The organism is Streptomyces sp. NPDC085481, from assembly GCF_044541845.1.
Classification (GTDB): domain Bacteria; phylum Actinomycetota; class Actinomycetes; order Streptomycetales; family Streptomycetaceae; genus Streptomyces.
The window spans coordinates 26,260-44,780 of the sequence record NZ_JBITTJ010000010.1 but is presented as its reverse complement, the minus strand read 5'-3'; the positions used below and the strand labels follow the sequence as shown (position 1 = coordinate 44,780).

Genomic DNA, 18,521 nt, shown 5'->3' with positions numbered 1-18,521 from the left:
TTTCACATCTGGTCGGGTGCGCTGATGCCGAGCAGGGACAGGCCACCGGCAAGCACCACCCCGGCAGCTTCGGCAAGCGCGAGCCGGGAACGGTGGGCGGCCGAGGGTTTCTCGTCGCCGAGCGGCAGAACGGTGTGCTGAAACGCGAGCACCGCGTCGGCCACGGCCTCGAGGTGGCGCGCGACCCGGTCGGGGGCGCGGAGACGGGCGGCGGCGAGGAGGGTGGCGGGGTGATCGGCGAGGAGGGCGAGGAGGCGGGGGGCGGCGGCGAGGCCGTCGTACTCGGACGGGGGGGTGTCGTGAGTGGGGGTGTCGTACGCGGGGGTGTCGTCGGTGGAGCTGTCGTACGAGGGGGTGTCGTACGCGGGGGTGATGTGCAGCTGGGCGCCGTTGTGGAGCAGGCGCTGCGTGCGGGCGTGGGCGTACCGGACGCGGAAGAGGGGATTGCGCTCGTGCTGGACGAGGAGGGGCTCGCCGGGCAGCGCGTGATCGTGAGCGGCGGGCCGGAGGAGCGCCCAGCGGGCGGCGTCGGACCCGAGGAGGTCGGGCCGGAAGGGAGCGGGAAGAGCCCGAATCCGCTCGTAGCCGCAGCTGTCACCGTCACCGTCACCCTCGCTCCGGCCGACGAGGTCGGCGAGGTCGGCGAGGTCGGCGAGGTCGGCGTCGGCCCCTTGGGCACGGAGCAGCCGGAGAACGGTCTCGGTGAGGAGACGGGCCCGGGGCTCGGTGGCGGGAAGCAGCCGGACGGTGGTGCCGGCGAGGGAGGCGGAGTGCCCGTAACCGACGCCGGCCATGGCGATCTCGCGGACAAGCCGCGCGCTCTGCCCCTTGTCGAGGGTGAAGTTGAGGAACCCGGGCCCGGTGATGTCGACGGCGAGGATCCCGGGGCTGCCGTGCAGCCGCTCCCTGAGGATCGAGGCGACGTCGAGCGGCTGCCGCCCGGCAGGCCGGGCGAGGCTGAGCGCGATGCTGCTGGCGTAGTCACCGGTACCGCCGGGCCGAGGCCGCTCGACCTTGACCCGCGAAGGCACGTCGACCCGAAGCGCACCCTCGTCGACCGCACGGCGCACGGCGTGCAGCACGGTGAGGGAGAGGTCCGCGGGGGTCACGGGACAAGCCTAGGGGAGGAGGGGGGTCCGAACGCGAACGGGTTTCGGCATGTGGGCGGTGGGGTGGGGGCCGCAGGCCAGGGACGGCCGGCAGGAAGCGCGTCCCAGTCCGCAGCGACCACGCCCCTTACCGCCCTCGCCGCAAGGCGGTGCGGTCCCGTACGACCCATCGCGGCCCCGCGGGTCCCGACCGCAACGGCTGGCGGCGGCATGGTCCCGACCACTACGCCGACGGCGGCGCGGTCCCGACTACTACGCCGGCGGCGGCGTGGTCCCGACGTCTACTACCTGCGGCAGCACATGGTCCCGACCGTTCCTACCCGCCGCAGCACGTAGTCCCGACCCCTACTACCCGCGCGGCACGTGATGCCGACCGCTACTACACGTGGGGCGCGCGTGATGCCGATCGCTACTACACGTGGGGCGCGCGTGACGCCGATCGCTACCGCCCGCCGCGGCGCGTGGTGCCGGCCCCCTGCCGCCCGTCCACTGCGGGTGGCGGCTCCTCGCCGCCCTCCTGACCGGCATCGCCATCCCGACGCCCACGCCGCTCGCGGTGCATGAGCTGCCGCACGACCCGTACGAGCTCGGCCGGCTCGAAGGGCTTCGCGAGGAACACGTCCGCCGCGGACATGGCTGCGGCTCCGCCCTCCACCTCGTACTCGGTGCAGGCGCTGATGATCGCCACGGGCAGATGACTCGTCCGCGGATCCTCACGCAACCGCGCGGCGGTCTTCAGCCCGTCCAGACGGGGCATGACGACATCGAGGGTGACGACATCAGGACAGACCTGATGCACGACATCCAGACACTCGGCACCATCGGCAGCGGTCACCACCTCGAACCCCTCGAGTTCGAGATTGACCCTGATCAGCTGGCGGATCACCCTGTTGTCATCGACAACCAACACCCGCCCGGACACGCCTGACACACGTCGAGAGTAGGTCTCCGCGAAGGGCTGCGTCCGGGTTTTACCCACTTCTGACCCGCGCGAGCGAACACCCCCCTGGTGACGCGGCGGAAATACCTGTTCACAGCCACCCTCAGCGAGCTGGTAGGGTTCTACCCGTCGCCGCCGAACGCGGCGGACGCCCCCGTAGCTCAGGGGATAGAGCAACGGCCTCCGGAGCCGTGTGCGCAGGTTCGAATCCTGCCGGGGGCACTTCGCAGGAAGTGCCTAAAGACCCCGCCGTCAGCGGAAACGCTGAGGACGGGGTCTTGTTGTATGTGCGGGCGTGTGCCGCTCAGAGTCGCCGTGTGACAGGCGCCGCGGCCTGTTCGCGGCTTGGAACGTGGCGGCATCGCCAGGTCAGCACCGGGAAACGACGAAGGGCCCGGGACCAATCCCAGGGCCTCGCCGGCTCCCTCCCAGTGGCCGTCCAGACGCCAGGGACGCCTCTACAGGAAATGGATCTTCGTCCGCTGTCGGCTGTGGCAAGGTGCTCGCATGTCCAACCCCATCGCGTACCCGGTCTTCCGCACCACCGACCCGGTACTCGCTCTGCGCGTGGCGCGTCAGCTCGTGGCAATGGGCGACCGGCAGTACGCGGAGGTGTCAGTGGACGTCGAGCTGTGCACCGTCCCGGAAGTATTGCGGATACGTGAGGCGCTGCCGGATGCCTGGTTCCGGAAAGAGGATGTCGAGGACTGGGCGCGGGATCCTTCCGACCCGACGGGTTTGCACGGCGGAGTCCACGCGCCCGAGCTTTCCCATGATCCGGACTTCCTCTCCTCGCACCTGCCGCTCTGGGCGTCGATGGAATACCGGCCCGTGGGCAGCGTCGAGGAGGAGTTCGCTGCCTTGGTAGGCCCGAACATCGGCGAGATCTGGTGGTCCAGCCTGATCTGGCCTGATGTACCGGACCGTGACATCCGTGGCGAAGCCAACAACGCCCTGGTCTCTTTGCTGTTCAACTGCCGAACCCAAGACCTCGACCAGCGCTCCGGTGAGCACACCGTGCTCGTCCACGTGCGCCGCAGGAATCGCGACGGGTCCGAGGAACGGCACGCGTCCTGGCTGGCAGAGCAGATCGGACAGTCCGTCATCGGCCCACCCCAGGAGTGATCTCCTGATCGGTTCCAGCCAGTCCGGGTCGATCACGTGACTGCTCCGGCCACACATCGTTCCCCGACTCGGGACAGGCAGGCCCCGCAAGAAGCCTGACAGTCTCGCCGCGGGCAAGGCCTACAGCAACGGGCCCTGCCGCGACTACCTGCGACGCCGCGGCATCCGACACACCATCCCGCCTACGCAAAGGCTCGCAAGGCGGACGGCCACCAGGCTGCGACGAAGCTACAAGAAGCGCAACACCGTCGAACGAGCCATCAACAAGCTCAAGCACGCCCGGGCGTTGGTGACACAGATCAATGCCGGTAAACCGCGGTGCCTCGACGGGAGTCGGTCGGGTAGCGTGCGGGTCATGTCGAGTCCTGAGTCAGACAAGGTGGGGGCTTTCGGTCACGCCGTCAGCCCCCTGAACCACTGAGCTCGTAGCACTGTCGTCGCGCCGCATTCTGTGGTGGGACGAGTGTGTCCTAGGGGCTGGCCGCGGTGACGAGATGACCTTCTCGTGCTTCTCCTCACCTCGGAGCCACCCGATGCCTCTCCCGCTGTACCTACTTGCCATGGCGGTTTTCGCCATGAGCACCTCGGAGTTCATGCTCGCCGGCCTCTTGCCGGACATCGCCTCAGATCTCGACGTCACAGTCGCGACAGCAGGCGTTCTCACCTCGGCCTTTGCGGTCGGCATGATGGTCGGCGCCCCCCTTGTGGCCGCGCTTGCTCGCAACTGGCCCAGACGCTCCAGCCTCCTCGGGTTCATCCTCGTATTCGCGGCAGCTCACGCTGTGGGCGCCGTCACCACAAGCTTCGCGGTCATGTTCGCCACCCGGGCCGTCGCCGCGCTCGCGAACGCCGGGTTCCTTGCCGTCGCTCTGACAGCTGCCGTCACGCTGGTCTCGCCCGACAAGAAGGGACGTGCGCTGGCTGTGCTGCTGTCAGGCACGACGGTGGCCACGATCGCCGGTGTCCCTGGTGGATCGGTACTCGGCACGTTGCTCGGCTGGCGGGCCACATTCTGGGCGGTCGCCGCTCTCTGCCTGCCCGCTGCTCTCGGCATCCTGAAGGGGATCCAGGCGGGACGTGTGAAGGAAGAGGCAACTGGCATGCCCACCTTGCGAGCGGAGCTCGCCCGGTTCACAAGGCGGCGGTTGATTCTGGCGATGCTGCTCGGTGCGCTGGTGAACGCGGCAACGTTCGCAAGCTTCACCTTCCTCGCCCCGGTGGTCACCGGCACCGCCGGGCTGGGCGAGTTGTGGATCTCTGTCGTTCTGGTGCTCTTCGGTGCCGGTTCCTTCGTCGGCGTCATCGTCGCCGGACGGCTGTCCGACCAGCGTCCCGGTCTGGTCATCGCAGTCGGAGGTCCGCTGCTGCTCCTCGGCTGGTCGGCCCTGGCGGTGCTGGCCAACGAGCCGGTTGCCCTGTTCACCCTCGTGTTCGTGCAGGGCGCTTTGTCGTTCGCGCTGGGCAGCACGCTGATTACGCAGGTCCTCTACGAGGCTGCGGGAGCCCCCACCATGGCCGGCTCGTATGCGACCGCAGCACTCAACGTCGGCGCCGCCATCGGCCCCCTCGTCGCCGCGACCACCTTCAGTGCCGGGCTCGGGGACCTCGGGCCGCTGTGGGCAAGCAGCCTGCTCGTCGCGATCGCACTGCTCATCGCACTCCCGTTCCGCACTGTGGTCACGGCCGGCCGGAGCACCGAGGTGGTCCGGTGACGCATGCGAACGCCCCCTTGAACATCGAGGGCCGCCAAAGGCTCGTGGAACGCCGCCGTACCCGTCCGATCGCGCACGTCGCCGCCGAGGCCGGTGTCTCCCGCGCCTGCCTGTCCAAGCGGAAGAACCGGTACGACACGCACGGCGAAGACGGACTGCAGGATCGCCCAAGCGTCCCGCGATCCTCACCGACCCGGACCCCACCCCAATGTCGTCGAACGGATCGAGCGGTTACGGCGGGACAAGAAGTGGTCCGCCCGCCGGATCACCCTCGAACTCGCAAGCCAGGGAGTGCAGATCAGCGAGCGCACGGCAGGCCGGTGGCTGGCGCGCCTGGGCATTGACCATCGCCGGTTCCTCGACCCCGACGGCTCGGTCGACAGGCGCCCGTCGAAACGGATCGTGGCCCGCTACCCGGGCCACATGGTCCACCTGGACGTCAAGAAGGTCGGACGGATCCCCGACGGCGACGGCTGGCGGGCCCACGGACGCGGCTCCGAGCAGGCCAGGGCCGCACAGCGCGCGAAGACCAGTGGCGCCAAGGGCGGATACGTCGACCTGCACTCCGCCGTCGACGGATTCTCCCGCTTGGCCTACACTGAGCCCCTTCCCAACGAGAAGGCCACCACGACCGTGGCGTTCCTCAGCCGCGCCCGCGCGTTCTTCGCTCGCCCACGGCATCCATCGGGTCGTCCACGTGGTCACCGACAACGGCGCAAACTACCGCGCCGCAGTCTTCGTGCGCTCCGTCCTCCAGTCTCACGCCTCCACGCGAGCGTCACCAACGTCATGGCCAGCAACACCAGTTGCCACTAGGGGAGTCACTCTTGCTGCTGAGACATCGCGTTCTGAGCGCGATCGCTATCGCCGCCTTCGGACTTGCAGCGACGGGCTGCGGAGAACGCACGGGCTACGCCAAGCCCGCAGACATACCAGAGTCGCTCAGCTCTGACGGGTCGAGCATCGTCCTCGGAAATCCTGCCGCAAAGACCAAGGTGCGGCTCTACGTGGACCCACGATGCTCTTCCTGCGCAGAGTTTGCGACCACCGGTGCCTGGCCGGAGCTGCGCGGCATGGCGCAGAGAGGGGAGGGAACGGTTCAGTACACGTTCATGGCCTCCAGCGGCATCGCCTCACAGAAGGTCGTGAACGCCCTGCGTGCAGCCTTGGAAGAGGGGAAGTTCGTTGAGTACTACGAAGCCCTCTACAGCGATCACACCAAGGAGCAGGCCGCAGGCATTACTGACACCTATCTCCTGACGCTGGCATCTCATGTCGAGGGTCTGCGCGGCGAGCGCTTCGATGCGGCCGTCAAAACGATGAAGTATCAGAGCTTCGTGGATGCTGCCAGAGAGCCAGTCCCAGTATCCGTCTCCGCCGACAAGCCGACCATGGAGATCAATGGCGTGCCGCTCCCGGAGCATCAGGACGACATGCTCCTCTTCGACGCGGGATACCTCACGCGCTACATCGACGAGGTAGCGAGTGCCGAGTCGTCTTGAGGGTCTTGGTGCTCCGTATGCCCCCGGCTGAACCACATAAGAGCGGTGAAGGCCCCGGGTTGGGTCCCAGGGCCTCTCAGAGCACTTCACTCGCCGCTCGCTCGCGCTCGCGGAGCCAGGTCCTCGATGCGCCGATTCGCCACGTCCTGACGGCCGTCGAGGCACGTGCGGAGTGCCGCAGTTGGCTCCCCCAAACGCATCTTGAGGGCGTTCGCCTCGACTTCGACGTCTGGGTAGAGCCGGCCTGAGCTCGGCAGCCTCCGCCCTGCGCCGCACCGCCGCGTGCGGTACACCCTGCCCCGAGCCCGCCCACCGGTTACAGAACAGCCCTTACGTCAGTAGATGTAATGGTCCGGGAGGGAATGAGAGCAGGTGCACCACATCTCGGTCCCTGCGTCGAAATTCTCACACGCGCAGATGAGGCACGGTGAACCCGATTCGAACCTGACGCCCACTTCAGCGAGACGTGACCCCGCCTCCATCAAGGCGCGCTTGACGTGGTTCGAGGCGTCTTCGATGGCCTTCTGCTGCTCTTCGGTCCACGTCCTACCGTCGGACAACATGAGGCTCTGCCTCCTCCCTCATCTCCCTGCCATCAGCGCAGCACTGTATGGATGCCGACGCAGTTGATGCCTGATCTTCTGTACCGCCTACATGTAAATCGGATGCCAGCGGGACTTCTGTGGGCCGCTGGAAATGTGGTACCACCCCGAGGGCCACACATCCGCGTGGGCCAGCAGATCTGGCATTTCCAGGGCGTTGACCGTGTACCCCTGAGATTCCAGGAATCGCTTCATGACCCCGTCAGGGTCCGCCTTCAGCTTCTCTCGTGATGCTTCATCGAGGTCGAGGGACATCTTGTAGACCTCAACCTTTTCCTCTCCCGCTTTGCTGACGGTACCGCGAATCTCAGCTTCTTCGGGCATGACAGGCTCCCTTCTTCTGCCTGCTCTGCATGAGGGCGAGCGCATCGGCAACCCTGTGACGCGGGCTCAATTTCCAGTGTGCGCCGAACGCAGATGGGTGCAACTGTTACGCAACCGCCCCTTACATCCCGCCGAGATGAGGCAGCCGACGAGCGCGTCCTGCTCCAACTCGGCTTCAAGCTGTGCTGGACCACCACATGGATGGACGACGCCAACCGGCCGATTGCACCGGTCCTCGGCCTTCCAGAACTTGCCGGTGGGATCGCCATCTTCTGCCGGGGCTACATCGGGTTGGACCCGGTGGCGAACCCCGTGCAGGGCCGGGGAGCGGCCGCATCCTGCGTGCCTGAGCCTGGCCTGTGGCTGCCGCAGTCGCATCCGTGGCAAGGGAATGCGACAGCGGCCCACCGGTGTCATCCTGGAAAAGGAAGACCTTGCGAGACGAGGGTCCTTGAGGTCGCTACGCCTGGGTGGAAGGCCCCTCGAATCCGTCGGTGTTCAGGGACCTTGGGGAGCGGTGGTGGGTCACCCTCTGATCTCGCGAACCAGGGTGTTGTTCTCGTCGGTGAGTTCCAGCACGTACGGGAGACCGAGGTAGCTGAGGAGGCGGCCCAACTCGTCGAGGCGCGTCGGGTCGACGACCCCGTTCAGCAAGACGTCCGGCCCGTCGATCGGCTCGATCTCCATCTGACACCAGCTGGTCTCCCTCTCGTAGCCGTACCAGAACGACGAGCGGGAGTTCTGCTCTTCCAGGTGGCCCTCGAGCCCGATCCCGAGTCCAATAGACGGGGGACATCGCGCTGAAGGTGTGCGGCTGATTGTCCACATCCGCAGCGAAGCAGCGCCCAGTCAGCGCCGGAGTCACGAGCCTGACAGGCCGTGGTCGTCCATGAGCCGGATCAGGTTCCGCTTGCGCTTCTGGGTGGTGCGCAGGTCGGTGACGTAGGCGGCGAAGTCGTCCGGTGTGCCGAGGCGGCGGTGGCAGTCGCGGATGCTCAGGAGGAGGCTGACGAGCTGCTCGTAGGCGTGGTTGCCGGTCTGGCGGGTGAGCGGGGTGGCCAGGCGGTGGTAGACCGCGAGGGCGTCGGCGGGGCGGGTGGGGCGGGAGTGGTCGGCGAGGGTGAGCCACTGGCCGTCGTGGGCGCCGTGCTCCCTGGCCGCCTGCCAGGCGGCGTCGGTGTCCTTGTCGTCGAGGAGCGCGTCGACGAGGACGCGGCCGGCGTGATCGCCTTCCCGTTTGGCGTCGGCGTGCAGGAAGTCCAGGGCCTTCTCTCGCTCGACCGTCCAGCACGCGGCGGCCCGGGCGGCGGCACGCAACTGTTGGTAGGTGAGCAGGGTGCGGCGGGCGGTGAAGTGGTCGCGGCGCAGGGTGACGGCGTCGGCGAGCCGGCCCGTCTGGGTGTAGCGGTCGGTCAGGTGGTCGACGAGGGCGGTGTCGACGGTGGCGAGGTCCTCGGTCTCGCGGATGCCGCGCTCGGCCCATTCCAGGGCTTCGGCGGGGCGGCCGGCAGCCTCGAGTTCGCGGGTGATGAGGAGGTGGGTGTGGCCGTTCGGCGCGAGGTCGGCGGCGTGTACGGCGATCAGCGTGTCGACGTCCCGGCCCGACTTCGCCAGGCGCTGCATCAGGTGCTTCTCGGCCCAACCGGTGCGGTTCGCGGTCCATGCTTCCGTGGCGTACCGACGCAGGGCGATCAGACCCTGCTCGCCGAGCAGGTCCTCGTAGTCGAGCGGGTCGATGTCCGTCAGGTCCGCGGAGTCACCGAGCTCGTGAGTCACCAGCCAGTGCGCGAGTTCTTCCGGGTCCGGGCCGGCTTCACGGCAGGCGTCGTGGTGGGCGTCGGCGAGATCGGTACCGATCTCGCCAAGACATCCGTCGGAGTCGTCGACGCTCTCGACCACCTCTGCCAGGAACCCGATCGCCTCCCGCGCCAGCGCCATCGCGTCAGCCGCCCGGCCCGAGGCGGTCAGCGACCGGATCGCGGACACCGCCTGCCCGGCCTGCTCGGCGTAGGCGCGGGCGTCGGCGTACTCGACGTAGCCGTACCGGGCGAACGGGCCGATGTCGAGCAGCTCACGGATGTGGGACCGGATCCCGGCCAGGTCTCCGCGAGCGCTCGCCGCCCGCAGTTCCAGGCGGCGCCGCAGCTGCCGGTCCCCGGCGATCTCCTCCCGCACGAGAGCGAGCAGGTCCTCGCGCGACAGGCCGGACAGCCAGGCGTCGACGCCGCGCGCCCGGTCCCGGGCCGACTCACGCCGACGGGGGAGGTCCGCCTCCTGGGCGATCACGGTCAGGCCGAGAGCTACCAGGTGCTTGCAGAAGTTGCCCTCCTGACCGTACGGACAGTCGCACGTGCCCGCCGGCCCCTTGGGCCCGTCCAGGACCAGCTCCGACTCGTACCGCTCCGAGCCGCGCACGGACGCCCTGATCCAGCCGTCACCGACGTCCACACCGGACACCGCGTCGACGTAACCGAGCCCACGCTCGAACGAAATCTCCCCGGCCAGCGCCCTCAGCTTCGCTTCCGTGATACCGCCCACGACTCTCCGTGCTCCGATCCGGCTCGGGCTCCGCTCGACAGCCCTCACCCTAACGGCCGCCGGGTCGCACAACTCCTGCGGTCAGACCTCTTGGAAGGGTGCGCTGTTCACTCCCCCGGGGTACGCGCTCTGAACGCACCCGGTGGTCGGCGCCGGCCGCCCTCACCGGACGGTGAGACGCCGAAGGGCCGCGCGGCCTCCCTCTCGCCGCGCGACCCTCCTGCGGGTATGGCTACTTGACGTTGATGGCGGTCCAGGTCGCCGCGACCGCGTTGTACTCCGTGCTGCCTGCGCCGTAGAGGTCGCGGGCCGCCGAGAGGGTGGCGGTGCGGGCGCCGGCGTAGCTGGTGGAGGAGGTCATGTAGGTGGTCAGGGCCTTGTACCAGATCTTGTAGGCCTTGGTCCGGCCGATGCCCGTCAGCGTGGAGCCGTCGGACGTCGGGGAGTTGTACGTGACGCCGTTGACGGTCTTGGTGCCGCTGCCTTCGGAGAGCAGGTAGAAGAAGTGGTTGGCCGGGCCCGAGGAGTAGTGCACGTCGAGGCGGCCGACGCTCTTGGACCAGTAGTCGGCGGAGTTGCCGTCCTTGCTGGGCTTGTCCATGTAGCGGAGCGGGGTGCCGTTGCCGCGGATGTCGATCTTCTCGCCGATGAGGTAGTCGCCGACGTCCGAGGAGTTGGCCGCGTAGAACTCGACCGACGTGCCGAAGATGTCGGACGTCGCCTCGTTCAGGCCGCCGGACTCGCCGCTGTAGCGCAGGCCGGCCGTGGAGGCGGTCAGGCCGTGGGACATCTCGTGGCCCGCCACGTCCAGGGACGTCAGCGGCTTGGAGTTGTTCGTGCCGTCGCCGTACGTCATGCAGAAGCAGGAGTCGTCCCAGAACGCGTTGACGTACGCGTTGCCGTAGTGGACGCGCGAGTAGGCCGCGACGCCGTCGCCGCGGATGCCGTTGCGGCCGAGCTCGTTCTTGTAGAAGTCCCAGGTGACGGCCGCGCCGTAGTGCGCGTCCGCGGCGGCGGTCTCGCGGTTGCTCGCCAGGCCGTTGCCCCAGCTGTCGGTGCTGTTGGTGAACAGCGTGCCCTTGCCACTGGTGCCGCCGGCCAGGTCGTAGGTCTTGTGGCCGCCGCGGGCCGTGTCGGTCAGCGTGTACGAGGGGGCCGTGCCGAGCGTGACCTGGCCGCTGTACTGGGTGTTGCCGACGCCGGTCTCGATGGCCTCGTAGGCGTAGAGCTGCTTGCCGCTCGCCGCGTCGGTGATGACGTGACGCTCGCTCGGGGTGCCGTCGGGCTGCGTGCCCCGGACGACGCTCTCCCACGCGAGGGCCGGCTTGCCCGTCGCCGCCCAGATCACCTTGCGGGCCGAGGAGTCGGCGCGCGCCGCGGCGGCCGGGGCCTGGGCCGCGGTCGTGGCCGTGGTCGGCACGGATATCCGGGCCTCGGTCGCCTTGGTGGTCGAACGGGCGCCGTTCTTCTTCTCGTGCACCACGAGGTCGCCGCCGAGGACCGGCAGGCCCTCGTAGGTGCGCTCGTAGCGGGTGTGGACGGTGCCGTCCGCGTCCTTGACGACGTCACGGGCGACCAGCTTCTCCTGGCCGGTGAGGCCGATGGCCTTGGCGGTGGCCGCCGCTTCCGCCTGGGCGCCCTGGATGGCGGCGGCGCGCTGGGTGCCGGAGAGCACGAGCGCGGTCGCTCCGGCCTCGCGCTGGGCATCGGCGCTGGCGGATCCGGTCTGGACTCCGACGACGACCATGGCGGCCGATGCGATGAGGGCGGCGGCTCGGGCGGTGGTACGACGGTGCGAGGACTGCTGGCGGGTCACGCGGGCTCCTTCGCTGTGAAGCGTGGGGGGTGTGGGGGGGTGGTGCGGCTGTGAGCGTGCCAGCGAAGGAACCCGAATGACAGGTATGCAACAAGGATTTGACCAGTAGTTGTCCGAAGGGCGGCCAACTCCGTCCGTTATGCGGGGAGCTGACCGCCCTGAGGGTCACGTAGGGGCGATACAGGGGTGGTACGGGGGTGGCAGAGGGGTCGTACCGGGGTGGTCCAGGGTCTCGCCGGGGAGTCAGCCGAAGGCCGGTCCGGACGCCCGAACCCGCTTGAACTCCGCGAATCCCCCCACCGAAGCCGCCAGCAGCACCGCCTGCCACAGCCGGGCGGCTTCCTCCCCCTTCGGCGTCCGCGAGAGGATCGGGCCGAAGTAGCCCAGCCGCTCCCCCTCCGGTCCCGGCACCGCGAGGACCGGGCTGCCCGACTCCTCGCCCACCGCCGCCTGACTCGCCTCGTGCGAGCTGCGCACCTCGCCGTCGTACGTGTCGTTCTCCGCGTACGGCATGAGCTCGCCGGCCGGCAGCCCGGCCGCCTCCAACGCCTCCCGGATCACGTCCGGCTCGGGGCCCTGCCCGCCGGGGTGGAAGCGGGTGCCCAGCTCCGTGTACAGCCGGCCGGCCGCCTCGTTGCCGCACTTGTCCTTGGCGGCGGTCACCACGCGCACCGGGCGCCAGCCCTTCGGGCCCAGCAACTCCCGGTACTGCTCCGGGATCTGATCGATCCGGTCCTCGTTCAGGATCGCCAGGCTCAGCACGTTCCAGCGGATCTTCGCCAGGCCCTGGCGCTCGACCTCCACCAGCCAGCGCGAGGTGAGCCAGGTCCACGGGCACAGCGGGTCGAACCAGAGGTCGACCGTCGGGATCTCGGGCGTGGTCATGCGATGTTCCCTCCCTGCGGTGCGGCGGGTGCCGTTCAGTCGGTGGCGAGGCTCAGTTGGTGGCGAGGCCGAGGACGACGGGTACGGCGGCGAGCAGCGCCAGGACCGCCGGCACCGGGGCGCCCTTGCCGTCCTTGGCGCGCAGGTGCGTGACGATCGCGCCCAGGAAGTACAGGACCACGCCCACGCCGGCCGCGACGCCCAGCGGGCGGAACCAGATGCCCGCGATCAGGCCGACCGCGCCCAGGATCTCCAGCGTGGCGAGGCGCGGCAGCCAGTTGTCCGGCACGTTGACCTTCTGCATGCCGCTGACGATCTTCTCGTCGCGCACGAGCTTGCCGCGCGCCGATCCGACCAGGATCAGCGAGACCAGAACCGCCACGACGACGTATGCGATGAACACGGATGCTCCTTGAACGGGAGGGGAGTTGAACGAGTCGGAGGGTGGGGAAGGTGGGTGTTCGGAAGGCCGGGAAGGGGGATGTTCGGAAGGCCGGGAAGGGGGCGCGTCACGGGTTCGGGATCGCCTCGACCACGCTGCTCGGCGACGCCGTCGGCAGGATCCTCGTCAGCGTGAAGCCCGCCGCCTCGAACAGGGCGCGGAACTCGTCCGCCGTGCGCTCCTGGCCACCGCTCAGCACCATCATGTTGAGGTCGATGATCTTGCTCGGCGAGAAGTCGCCGCCGTCCGGCACGACCGTGTCCACGACCAGCAGCCGTCCGTCGGCCGGCATCGCGCGCCGTACGGAGGTGAGGATCTCGATGCTCGAGTCGTCGCTCCAGTCGTGCAGGACCCACTTCATCGTGTAGAGGTCGCCGCCCTGGGGGACCTTCTCGAAGAAGCTGCCACCGATCAGTGCGCAGCGGTCCGCGAGGCCCGCCTCCGCGATCCGGGTGCGGCCGTTGGCGACCACGTGCGGCAGGTCGAACACGGTGCCGGACACGCCGGGATGGGCGCCGAGGATCGCGGCGAGGAAGCCGCCCTCACCGCCGCCGACGTCCACGATCCGGCGGTACGGGCCGAAGTCGAAGACGTCCAGGACCGCGTCCGCGACCATGGCGGTCAGGCCGGTCATCGCCTTGCCGAGGTGGTCGGCCAGCTCCGGCGTACGCGCGAAGTACTCCCAGATCGGGTGGCCCGACGCCGCCTCGAAGACCGGCTCCCCGCTGCGGACGGCGTCCGTCAGCAGGCCCCAGGCGCCGTGGTGCGCGGCGCCGAGCTCCAGCTGCACGAACGAGGCGAGCGAGCCGGGTACGTCGGTGCGCAGCGTGTCGCCGAGGGCGGTGGTGGTGTAGCGGCCCTCGCCGTCGACCCGCAGGACGCCGACGGCCGCGAGGGCGCGCAGGAGCCGGTGCAGGGAGCGGGGGTCGGTGCCGGTGAGGGCGGCGAGCTCGGCCGCGGTCCCGGGCCGGCCGGCGACGTGGTCGGGCAGGCCGAGCGCGGTGCCGGCGTGCACCGTCCGGGCCACCCAGAAGCCGGTGACCAGGTCGAACATCCCGGCGAAGTCGGGCTGTTGCGGCGTGTTCTCTTGGTCCTGCTCCTGCTCAGGTGCGGTGGCGGCGCTGGTACGTGCATCCATGGAAGCCTCCGAAAGTCTCCGAGGTCTGGCTGACGGACGTCGTACGTGCGTGGGGGGGTGCACGAACGTACGGGGCGGCCCGGGCCGGTCGGCCCCGGTCACCCCGTACGCAAGGCGGAGCGTCAGGCGACGGAGACGGCGATCTTGCCGACCGTGCCCGCGCCGAAGGCGGCGAATCCCTGGGCGACCGCGTCCAGGGCGAAGGTCTCGGCGATCGGCACCGTCAGGGCGCCCGAGACGACGGCGTCGGCCAGGCGCTGGAGGGTGGCCGGGTCGGGGTTGGCCATCACCGAGGTGGCGGTGAGGTCGAGTCCGGCGGCGGCCTCGGGGCCGAAGCCGAGCGTGGAGGCGAGCCGGCCGCCGGCGGCGACCAGGGTGGCGACGGCGGCCGGGTCGCCGGCCAGGTGGGCCGCCGCGTGCACGCCGCCCGGGGCGATGGCGCGGACCTGCGCGGCCAGGTCGGCGGTGTGGTCGACGACGTGCGCGGCGCCGAGGCCCTTCACGAACTCGGTCTCCGCGCCCGGCCTCGCCGTCGCGATGACCGTGGCGCCGGTCCTGGCGGCGAGCTGCACCGCGTACGCGCCCACACCGCCGGTCGCGCCGACGACCAGGACGGTCTCGCCCTGCTGCGGGGCCAGCGCGTCGACCACGCCGACGGCGGCCGAACCGGCCAGGCCGAGCGCCCCGGCGTGGGCCGCGTCCAGGCCTTCGGGGGCGGCGGCGATGCCGTAGCCCTCGCCCACCACCACGTACTCGGCGAGGGCGCCGTCCTGGACGACCGGCTTCATCACGACGCCGAAGACCCGCTCGCCGGCGGCGCGCCCGACGCCCTCGCCGACGGCCTCGACCGTGCCGGCGAAGTCCTTGCCGAGGGTCACCGGGAACTTGTGCTCAAGGACGTCCTTGAGGAATCCGTAGATGACGGCGCCGTCGAAGCCGTTGAGGGAGGAGTGGCTGACCTTGACCAGGATCTCGCCGGGACCGGGGACCGGCTTGGTCACCTCGGTGACGGTCGGGATCGCGCCGAATTCCTCGATGGTCACTGCGCGCATGGCTGATTTCCTCTTTCCGGTGCAGCAGATAAGAGCGGGGTGAGTCGGTGGATATGCACGAGGTGTGTGAAGTGCATGAGGGGAGGCGGGGGCGGGCTCAGGAGACCGCCTGCTCGTACGAGGCCTGCAGCACCATGGCGGCCACCTCCAGCTCGTCCTCGTCGCGCGGCGCGTAGAGCATCACGATGCTGTCCGGGAACTCCGCGCGCCGGGTGATGGGGTGCGGCTCGGTCCAGCCCAGCTCGGTCAGCGCCGCCAGGTCCGCGAGCGGCACCGTCAGGTGCATGAACCCGGACCGGTGGATGTGCCCGAACTCGTCGACGGACGGGTGCAGGAACGCCTCGAAGGGGCGGTTGCGGCGCTGGAGCCGCAGGGCGAGGGAGCCCGGCTCGGAGACCAGGCTGGGGCTGGTGAACACGCCGGGCAGCCGCTGGGCGCGCGCCACCAGGGCCTCGCGGATCTCCGGCGGCGAGAAGTCCTCCAGCTGGTCGTGCGGAATCTCCCGGCCGGTCGTCTCGGGACGGGGCCCCTTTCGCGGGGGCAGAACGCTCAGATCGACGGCCATGGGCTTTTTCCTCCGGTACGGGTGCGGCAAAGCCGCGCACAAACAGTGCGCTGGTTACTTCTTGTTTCCACAAGAATTGTGGGCGATCCTGCAGGTGTGGCAGAAGACGGCACTTCAAAGATCGCTACGCACATGGATGTTCCCGACCAGGTCAGCGCGGGTCTGGTGACCTGCCGGCTCCGCGAGGTGCTCGACCGGGTCGGCGACAAATGGAGCGTCCTGATCATGGCGATTCTGGGGGACGGCCCCCTGCGCTATTCGGAGCTCCGCCGTTCCATCGACGGGATCTCGCAGCGCATGCTCACGCTCACGCTGCGCAGCCTGGAGCGGGACGGCCTGGTGATCAGGACCGTGACACCCAGTACGCCGCCGCGCGTCGACTACGAGCTGACGCCGGTCGGCCAGACGCTCTCGACGGAGGTCGCCTCGCTGATCAGGTGGTCCGAGGAGCACCGCGAGTACATCAGCATGTCGCGCCGGACCTTCGACGCGGGCTGATTCCGGCGCGGCCCGGGCGACGGCGCGGGTGGGCCACGGCGACGGCGCGGGTGGCAGGGGCGGCGTACCCCCGCCACCGGTAGGCGTCACCGCGAGGTCGACCGCGCGGTCGACCTCGCGATCGACCTCGCGATCGACTCGTGGTGGCGGATCACCTCCGCCACCACGAAGCCGAGGAACTTCTCGGCGAACTCCGGGTCCAGCCGGGCCGATTCGGCGATCTCCCGCAGCCGGGCGATCTGGCGGGCCTCGCGCGCCGGATCGGCCGGCGGCAACCCGTGTTCGGCCTTCAGCTCCCCGACCCGTCGGGTGTGGGTGAAACGCTCGGCGAGCAGGTGGATCACCGCCGCGTCGATGTTGTCGATGCTTTCCCGGAGCCGGCCGAGCTCGGCGGGGACGGGCGCGGATGCGGCCGGGCGTTCGGTCGTGCGCAGGGTCATGCTTCCTCCTTCACCGTACGGAGAGGTGGTCGAGGTACGACCTGACGTTGCGGCGCGTCTCGGGCCCGCTGTCGCCGAACTCCTCGACGACGGCGTCCGCCAGGACGGGCGCGACCATCGCCTCGGCGACGATGCCGGCCGCCGGAACGGCGCAGACGTCCGAGCGCTGGTGGTGCGCGGCCGCCGCCCCGCCCGTGGCCATGTCGACCGTGGCCAGGGCGCGCGGGACCGTCGCGATCGGCTTCGTCGCCACCCGGACGCGCAGCGGTTCGCCGGTGCTCAGGCCGCCCTCGGTGCCGCCGGCACGGCCCGAGGTCCGGCGCAGTCCCCCGGCCGTCGCCTCGACCAGCGCGGGTCCGTGGGACTCGCCCGCAGTCAGCCGGCGCGGTCGTGCCACTGCGGTCACGACCCGTCCTCTCCGTGCAGGAACTCCGCGACCAGGAAGGCCAGATCGAGTGACTGGCTGCGGTTCAGCCGCGGGTCGCAGGCCGACTCGTAGCGGTCGAAGAGGTCGGGGAAGCCCAGGTCGTGCCCGCCGCCGACACACTCGGTGACGTCGTCGCCGGTGAGCTCGACGTGGATGCCGCCCGCGTGGGTGCCGAGGGAGCCGTGCACCTCGAAGAAGGCACGTACCTCGCCCAGGATGTCGTCGAAGTGCCGGGTCTTGTGGCCTGACGGGGCCTCGACGGTGTTGCCGTGCATCGGGTCGCAGACCCAGGCGACCGTGGCGCCGGAAGCGGTGACCTTCTCGACCAGGGTGGGCAGCACGTCGTGCACCTGCTCCACGCCGAGCCGTACGACGAAGGTGAGCCGGCCGGGCTCGCGCTCGGGGTCGAGGCGGTCGATGAGGCGGAGCGCGGTGTCGGGGGTGGTGGTCGGGCCGAGCTTGACGCCGATGGGGTTGGCGATCCGGGAGAAGTACTCGACGTGGGCGCCGTCCAGGTCGCGGGTGCGCTCGCCGATCCAGAGCATGTGCGCGGAGGTGGCGTAGAGGCGGCCGCCCCCGTCGGCACGGGCGTCTGCGTCGTGGCGGGTGAGCGGGACCTCGTAGTCGAGGAGCAGGCCCTCGTGGGAAACGTAGACCTCGGAGTCGTCGAAGGCGCGCGGGCTGGCCCCGGTGGCCCGCATGAACTTCAGCGCCCGGTCGATGCCGGCCGCGATGGCCTCGTACTGCTCGCCCAGCGGGGAGCCGGCGATGAAGTCGCGGTTCCACTCGTGGACCTGGCTGAGCGCCGCGTAGCCGCCCGCCGTGAACGCCCGTACGAGGTTGAGGGTGTTGGAGGAGGCCTGGTACATCCGCAGCAGCCGCTCCGGGTCGGGGACGCGGGCCTCGGCGGTGAAGGCGAGGCCGTTGACGGCGTCGCCGCGGTAGGTGGGGAGGGTGAGGCCGTCGCGGGTCTCGGTGGGCTTGGAGCGCGGCTTGGCGTACTGGCCGGCGATGCGGCCGACCTTCACGACGGGCATCGCCGCCGCGTACGTGAGCACGGCGGACATCTGCATGAGGGTGTTGAGCTTGCTGTGCACGGTCTCGGCGGAGACCCTGTCGAAGGTCTCGGCGCAGTCGCCGCCCTGGAGCAGCAGGGCCTCACCTCTGGCGACGGCGGCGAGCCGGTCCTTGAGGCGTTCGCACTCGCCGGCGAAGACGAGCGGCGGCGCGGCGGCGAGCTCGCGGGTGACGCGGTGGACGGCGGCGGGGTCGGGGTACTCGGGCTGCTGGGCGGCGGGCAGCCCGTCCCAGGTGTTCACCAGTTCGATTGCGAGGGGCTCGGGCTTCAGGGTCTCCATCACAGGTACCTCTCGGGGAGGAAGGCAGTGGGGGTACGGGCTCGGGCT

17 protein-coding genes, 1 tRNA gene and 2 pseudogenes are annotated in these 18,521 nt (G+C 69.9%); 6 read left to right on the top strand and 14 right to left on the bottom strand.

Annotation, left to right across the window (positions count from 1 at the left end; all coding sequences use genetic code 11):
- Positions 1–2 precede the first annotated feature (2 nt).
- Positions 3–1,109: an ArgS-related anticodon-binding protein NrtL gene (nrtL, locus tag ACIGEZ_RS21370; protein WP_399833325.1), complete on the bottom strand. Its 1,107-nt coding sequence runs from the start codon at positions 1,107–1,109 to the stop codon at positions 3–5.
- A 442-nt stretch (positions 1,110–1,551) separates the two neighbouring features.
- The gene (locus ACIGEZ_RS21365; RefSeq protein ID WP_399833323.1) at positions 1,552–2,040 is read right to left on the bottom strand and encodes a response regulator; all 489 of its coding nucleotides are present in this window, start codon (positions 2,038–2,040) and stop codon (positions 1,552–1,554) included.
- A 159-nt stretch (positions 2,041–2,199) separates the two neighbouring features.
- Here ACIGEZ_RS21365 and ACIGEZ_RS21360 point away from each other — a divergent pair.
- From ACIGEZ_RS21360 to ACIGEZ_RS21340, 5 genes and pseudogenes are all read left to right on the top strand, one after another.
- Positions 2,200–2,271, top strand: a tRNA-Arg gene (locus ACIGEZ_RS21360).
- A 285-nt stretch (positions 2,272–2,556) separates the two neighbouring features.
- Positions 2,557–3,174, top strand: a complete 618-nt coding sequence (locus ACIGEZ_RS21355; protein ID WP_399833321.1) for a hypothetical protein — start codon at positions 2,557–2,559, stop codon at positions 3,172–3,174.
- 533 nt (positions 3,175–3,707) lie between these two features.
- Positions 3,708–4,886 carry a Cmx/CmrA family chloramphenicol efflux MFS transporter gene (locus tag ACIGEZ_RS21350; protein ID WP_399833319.1) on the top strand — a complete coding sequence of 393 codons (1,179 nt, stop codon included), beginning with the start codon at positions 3,708–3,710 and terminating at the stop codon, positions 4,884–4,886.
- Positions 4,883–5,637: pseudogene (locus tag ACIGEZ_RS21345) on the top strand (helix-turn-helix domain-containing protein); the annotation flags it as partial. The gene ACIGEZ_RS21350 and the pseudogene ACIGEZ_RS21345, both read left to right, overlap by 4 nt.
- A gap of 76 nt (positions 5,638–5,713) precedes the next feature.
- Positions 5,714–6,388, top strand: a complete 675-nt coding sequence (locus ACIGEZ_RS21340; RefSeq protein WP_399833317.1) for a DsbA family protein — start codon at positions 5,714–5,716, stop codon at positions 6,386–6,388.
- Positions 6,389–7,038: 650 nt separating this feature from the next.
- On the opposite strand, the gene ACIGEZ_RS21335 is transcribed toward ACIGEZ_RS21340, so the two are convergent.
- From ACIGEZ_RS21335 to ACIGEZ_RS21295, 9 genes are all read right to left on the bottom strand, one after another.
- Positions 7,039–7,314 carry a hypothetical protein gene (locus tag ACIGEZ_RS21335; RefSeq protein ID WP_399833315.1) on the bottom strand — a complete coding sequence of 92 codons (276 nt, stop codon included), beginning with the start codon at positions 7,312–7,314 and terminating at the stop codon, positions 7,039–7,041.
- Positions 7,315–7,839: 525 nt separating this feature from the next.
- Positions 7,840–8,001, bottom strand: a complete 162-nt coding sequence (locus ACIGEZ_RS21330) for a hypothetical protein (protein ID WP_399833753.1) — start codon at positions 7,999–8,001, stop codon at positions 7,840–7,842.
- 174 nt (positions 8,002–8,175) lie between these two features.
- Positions 8,176–9,852: an SWIM zinc finger domain-containing protein gene (locus ACIGEZ_RS21325; protein WP_399833313.1), complete on the bottom strand. Its 1,677-nt coding sequence runs from the start codon at positions 9,850–9,852 to the stop codon at positions 8,176–8,178.
- A gap of 232 nt (positions 9,853–10,084) precedes the next feature.
- A complete protein-coding gene (locus ACIGEZ_RS21320; protein WP_399833311.1) occupies positions 10,085–11,668 on the bottom strand; it encodes a M4 family metallopeptidase in 1,584 nt (527 codons plus the stop codon).
- Positions 11,669–11,911: 243 nt separating this feature from the next.
- Complete coding sequence (locus ACIGEZ_RS21315; RefSeq protein WP_399833309.1) at positions 11,912–12,553, bottom strand: disulfide bond formation protein DsbA; 642 nt, start codon at positions 12,551–12,553, stop codon at positions 11,912–11,914.
- Positions 12,554–12,605: 52 nt separating this feature from the next.
- Positions 12,606–12,956 carry a DoxX family protein gene (locus tag ACIGEZ_RS21310; protein WP_399833307.1) on the bottom strand — a complete coding sequence of 117 codons (351 nt, stop codon included), beginning with the start codon at positions 12,954–12,956 and terminating at the stop codon, positions 12,606–12,608.
- Between the two features lie 106 nt (positions 12,957–13,062).
- The gene (locus tag ACIGEZ_RS21305; RefSeq protein WP_399833305.1) at positions 13,063–14,133 is read right to left on the bottom strand and encodes a methyltransferase; all 1,071 of its coding nucleotides are present in this window, start codon (positions 14,131–14,133) and stop codon (positions 13,063–13,065) included.
- Positions 14,134–14,255: 122 nt separating this feature from the next.
- Positions 14,256–15,185: an NADP-dependent oxidoreductase gene (locus tag ACIGEZ_RS21300; RefSeq protein ID WP_399833303.1), complete on the bottom strand. Its 930-nt coding sequence runs from the start codon at positions 15,183–15,185 to the stop codon at positions 14,256–14,258.
- Between the two features lie 97 nt (positions 15,186–15,282).
- Entirely contained in the window at positions 15,283–15,750 is a 468-nt protein-coding gene (locus ACIGEZ_RS21295; protein WP_399833301.1) for a luciferase family protein, read from the bottom strand.
- 132 nt (positions 15,751–15,882) lie between these two features.
- On the opposite strand from ACIGEZ_RS21295, the gene ACIGEZ_RS21290 reads away from it, so the two are divergent.
- Complete coding sequence (locus ACIGEZ_RS21290; protein WP_399833299.1) at positions 15,883–16,248, top strand: winged helix-turn-helix transcriptional regulator; 366 nt, start codon at positions 15,883–15,885, stop codon at positions 16,246–16,248.
- Positions 16,249–16,334: 86 nt separating this feature from the next.
- Here ACIGEZ_RS21290 and ACIGEZ_RS21285 read toward each other — a convergent pair whose 3' ends face one another.
- The 3 genes and pseudogenes from ACIGEZ_RS21285 to ACIGEZ_RS21275 form a co-directional block, all read right to left on the bottom strand.
- Entirely contained in the window at positions 16,335–16,688 is a 354-nt protein-coding gene (locus tag ACIGEZ_RS21285; protein ID WP_399833297.1) for a chorismate mutase, read from the bottom strand.
- Between the two features lie 10 nt (positions 16,689–16,698).
- Positions 16,699–17,028 (bottom strand): annotated as a pseudogene (locus ACIGEZ_RS21280) (chorismate synthase); the annotation flags it as partial.
- A 62-nt stretch (positions 17,029–17,090) separates the two neighbouring features.
- A complete protein-coding gene (locus ACIGEZ_RS21275) occupies positions 17,091–18,473 on the bottom strand; it encodes a class II 3-deoxy-7-phosphoheptulonate synthase (RefSeq protein WP_399833295.1) in 1,383 nt (460 codons plus the stop codon).
- Between the last annotated feature and the right edge of the window lie 48 nt (positions 18,474–18,521).

Excerpts from the sequence above, each read along its gene's own strand:
- ACIGEZ_RS21355 (WP_399833321.1), top strand. The coding sequence starts at position 2,557 with ATGTCCAACCCCATCGCGTACCCGGTCTTCCGCACCACCGACCCGGTA.
- ACIGEZ_RS21350 (WP_399833319.1), top strand. The coding sequence starts at position 3,708 with ATGCCTCTCCCGCTGTACCTACTTGCCATGGCGGTTTTCGCCATGAGC.
- ACIGEZ_RS21335 (WP_399833315.1), bottom strand. The coding sequence starts at position 7,314 with ATGCCCGAAGAAGCTGAGATTCGCGGTACCGTCAGCAAAGCGGGAGAG.
- ACIGEZ_RS21330 (WP_399833753.1), bottom strand. The coding sequence starts at position 8,001 with ATGGAGATCGAGCCGATCGACGGGCCGGACGTCTTGCTGAACGGGGTC.
- ACIGEZ_RS21315 (WP_399833309.1), bottom strand. The coding sequence starts at position 12,553 with ATGACCACGCCCGAGATCCCGACGGTCGACCTCTGGTTCGACCCGCTG.
- ACIGEZ_RS21305 (WP_399833305.1), bottom strand. The coding sequence starts at position 14,133 with ATGGATGCACGTACCAGCGCCGCCACCGCACCTGAGCAGGAGCAGGAC.
- ACIGEZ_RS21300 (WP_399833303.1), bottom strand. The coding sequence starts at position 15,185 with ATGCGCGCAGTGACCATCGAGGAATTCGGCGCGATCCCGACCGTCACC.
- ACIGEZ_RS21295 (WP_399833301.1), bottom strand. The coding sequence starts at position 15,750 with ATGGCCGTCGATCTGAGCGTTCTGCCCCCGCGAAAGGGGCCCCGTCCC.
- ACIGEZ_RS21290 (WP_399833299.1), top strand. The coding sequence starts at position 15,883 with ATGGATGTTCCCGACCAGGTCAGCGCGGGTCTGGTGACCTGCCGGCTC.
- ACIGEZ_RS21285 (WP_399833297.1), bottom strand. The coding sequence starts at position 16,688 with ATGACCCTGCGCACGACCGAACGCCCGGCCGCATCCGCGCCCGTCCCC.
- ACIGEZ_RS21275 (WP_399833295.1), bottom strand. The coding sequence starts at position 18,473 with ATGGAGACCCTGAAGCCCGAGCCCCTCGCAATCGAACTGGTGAACACC.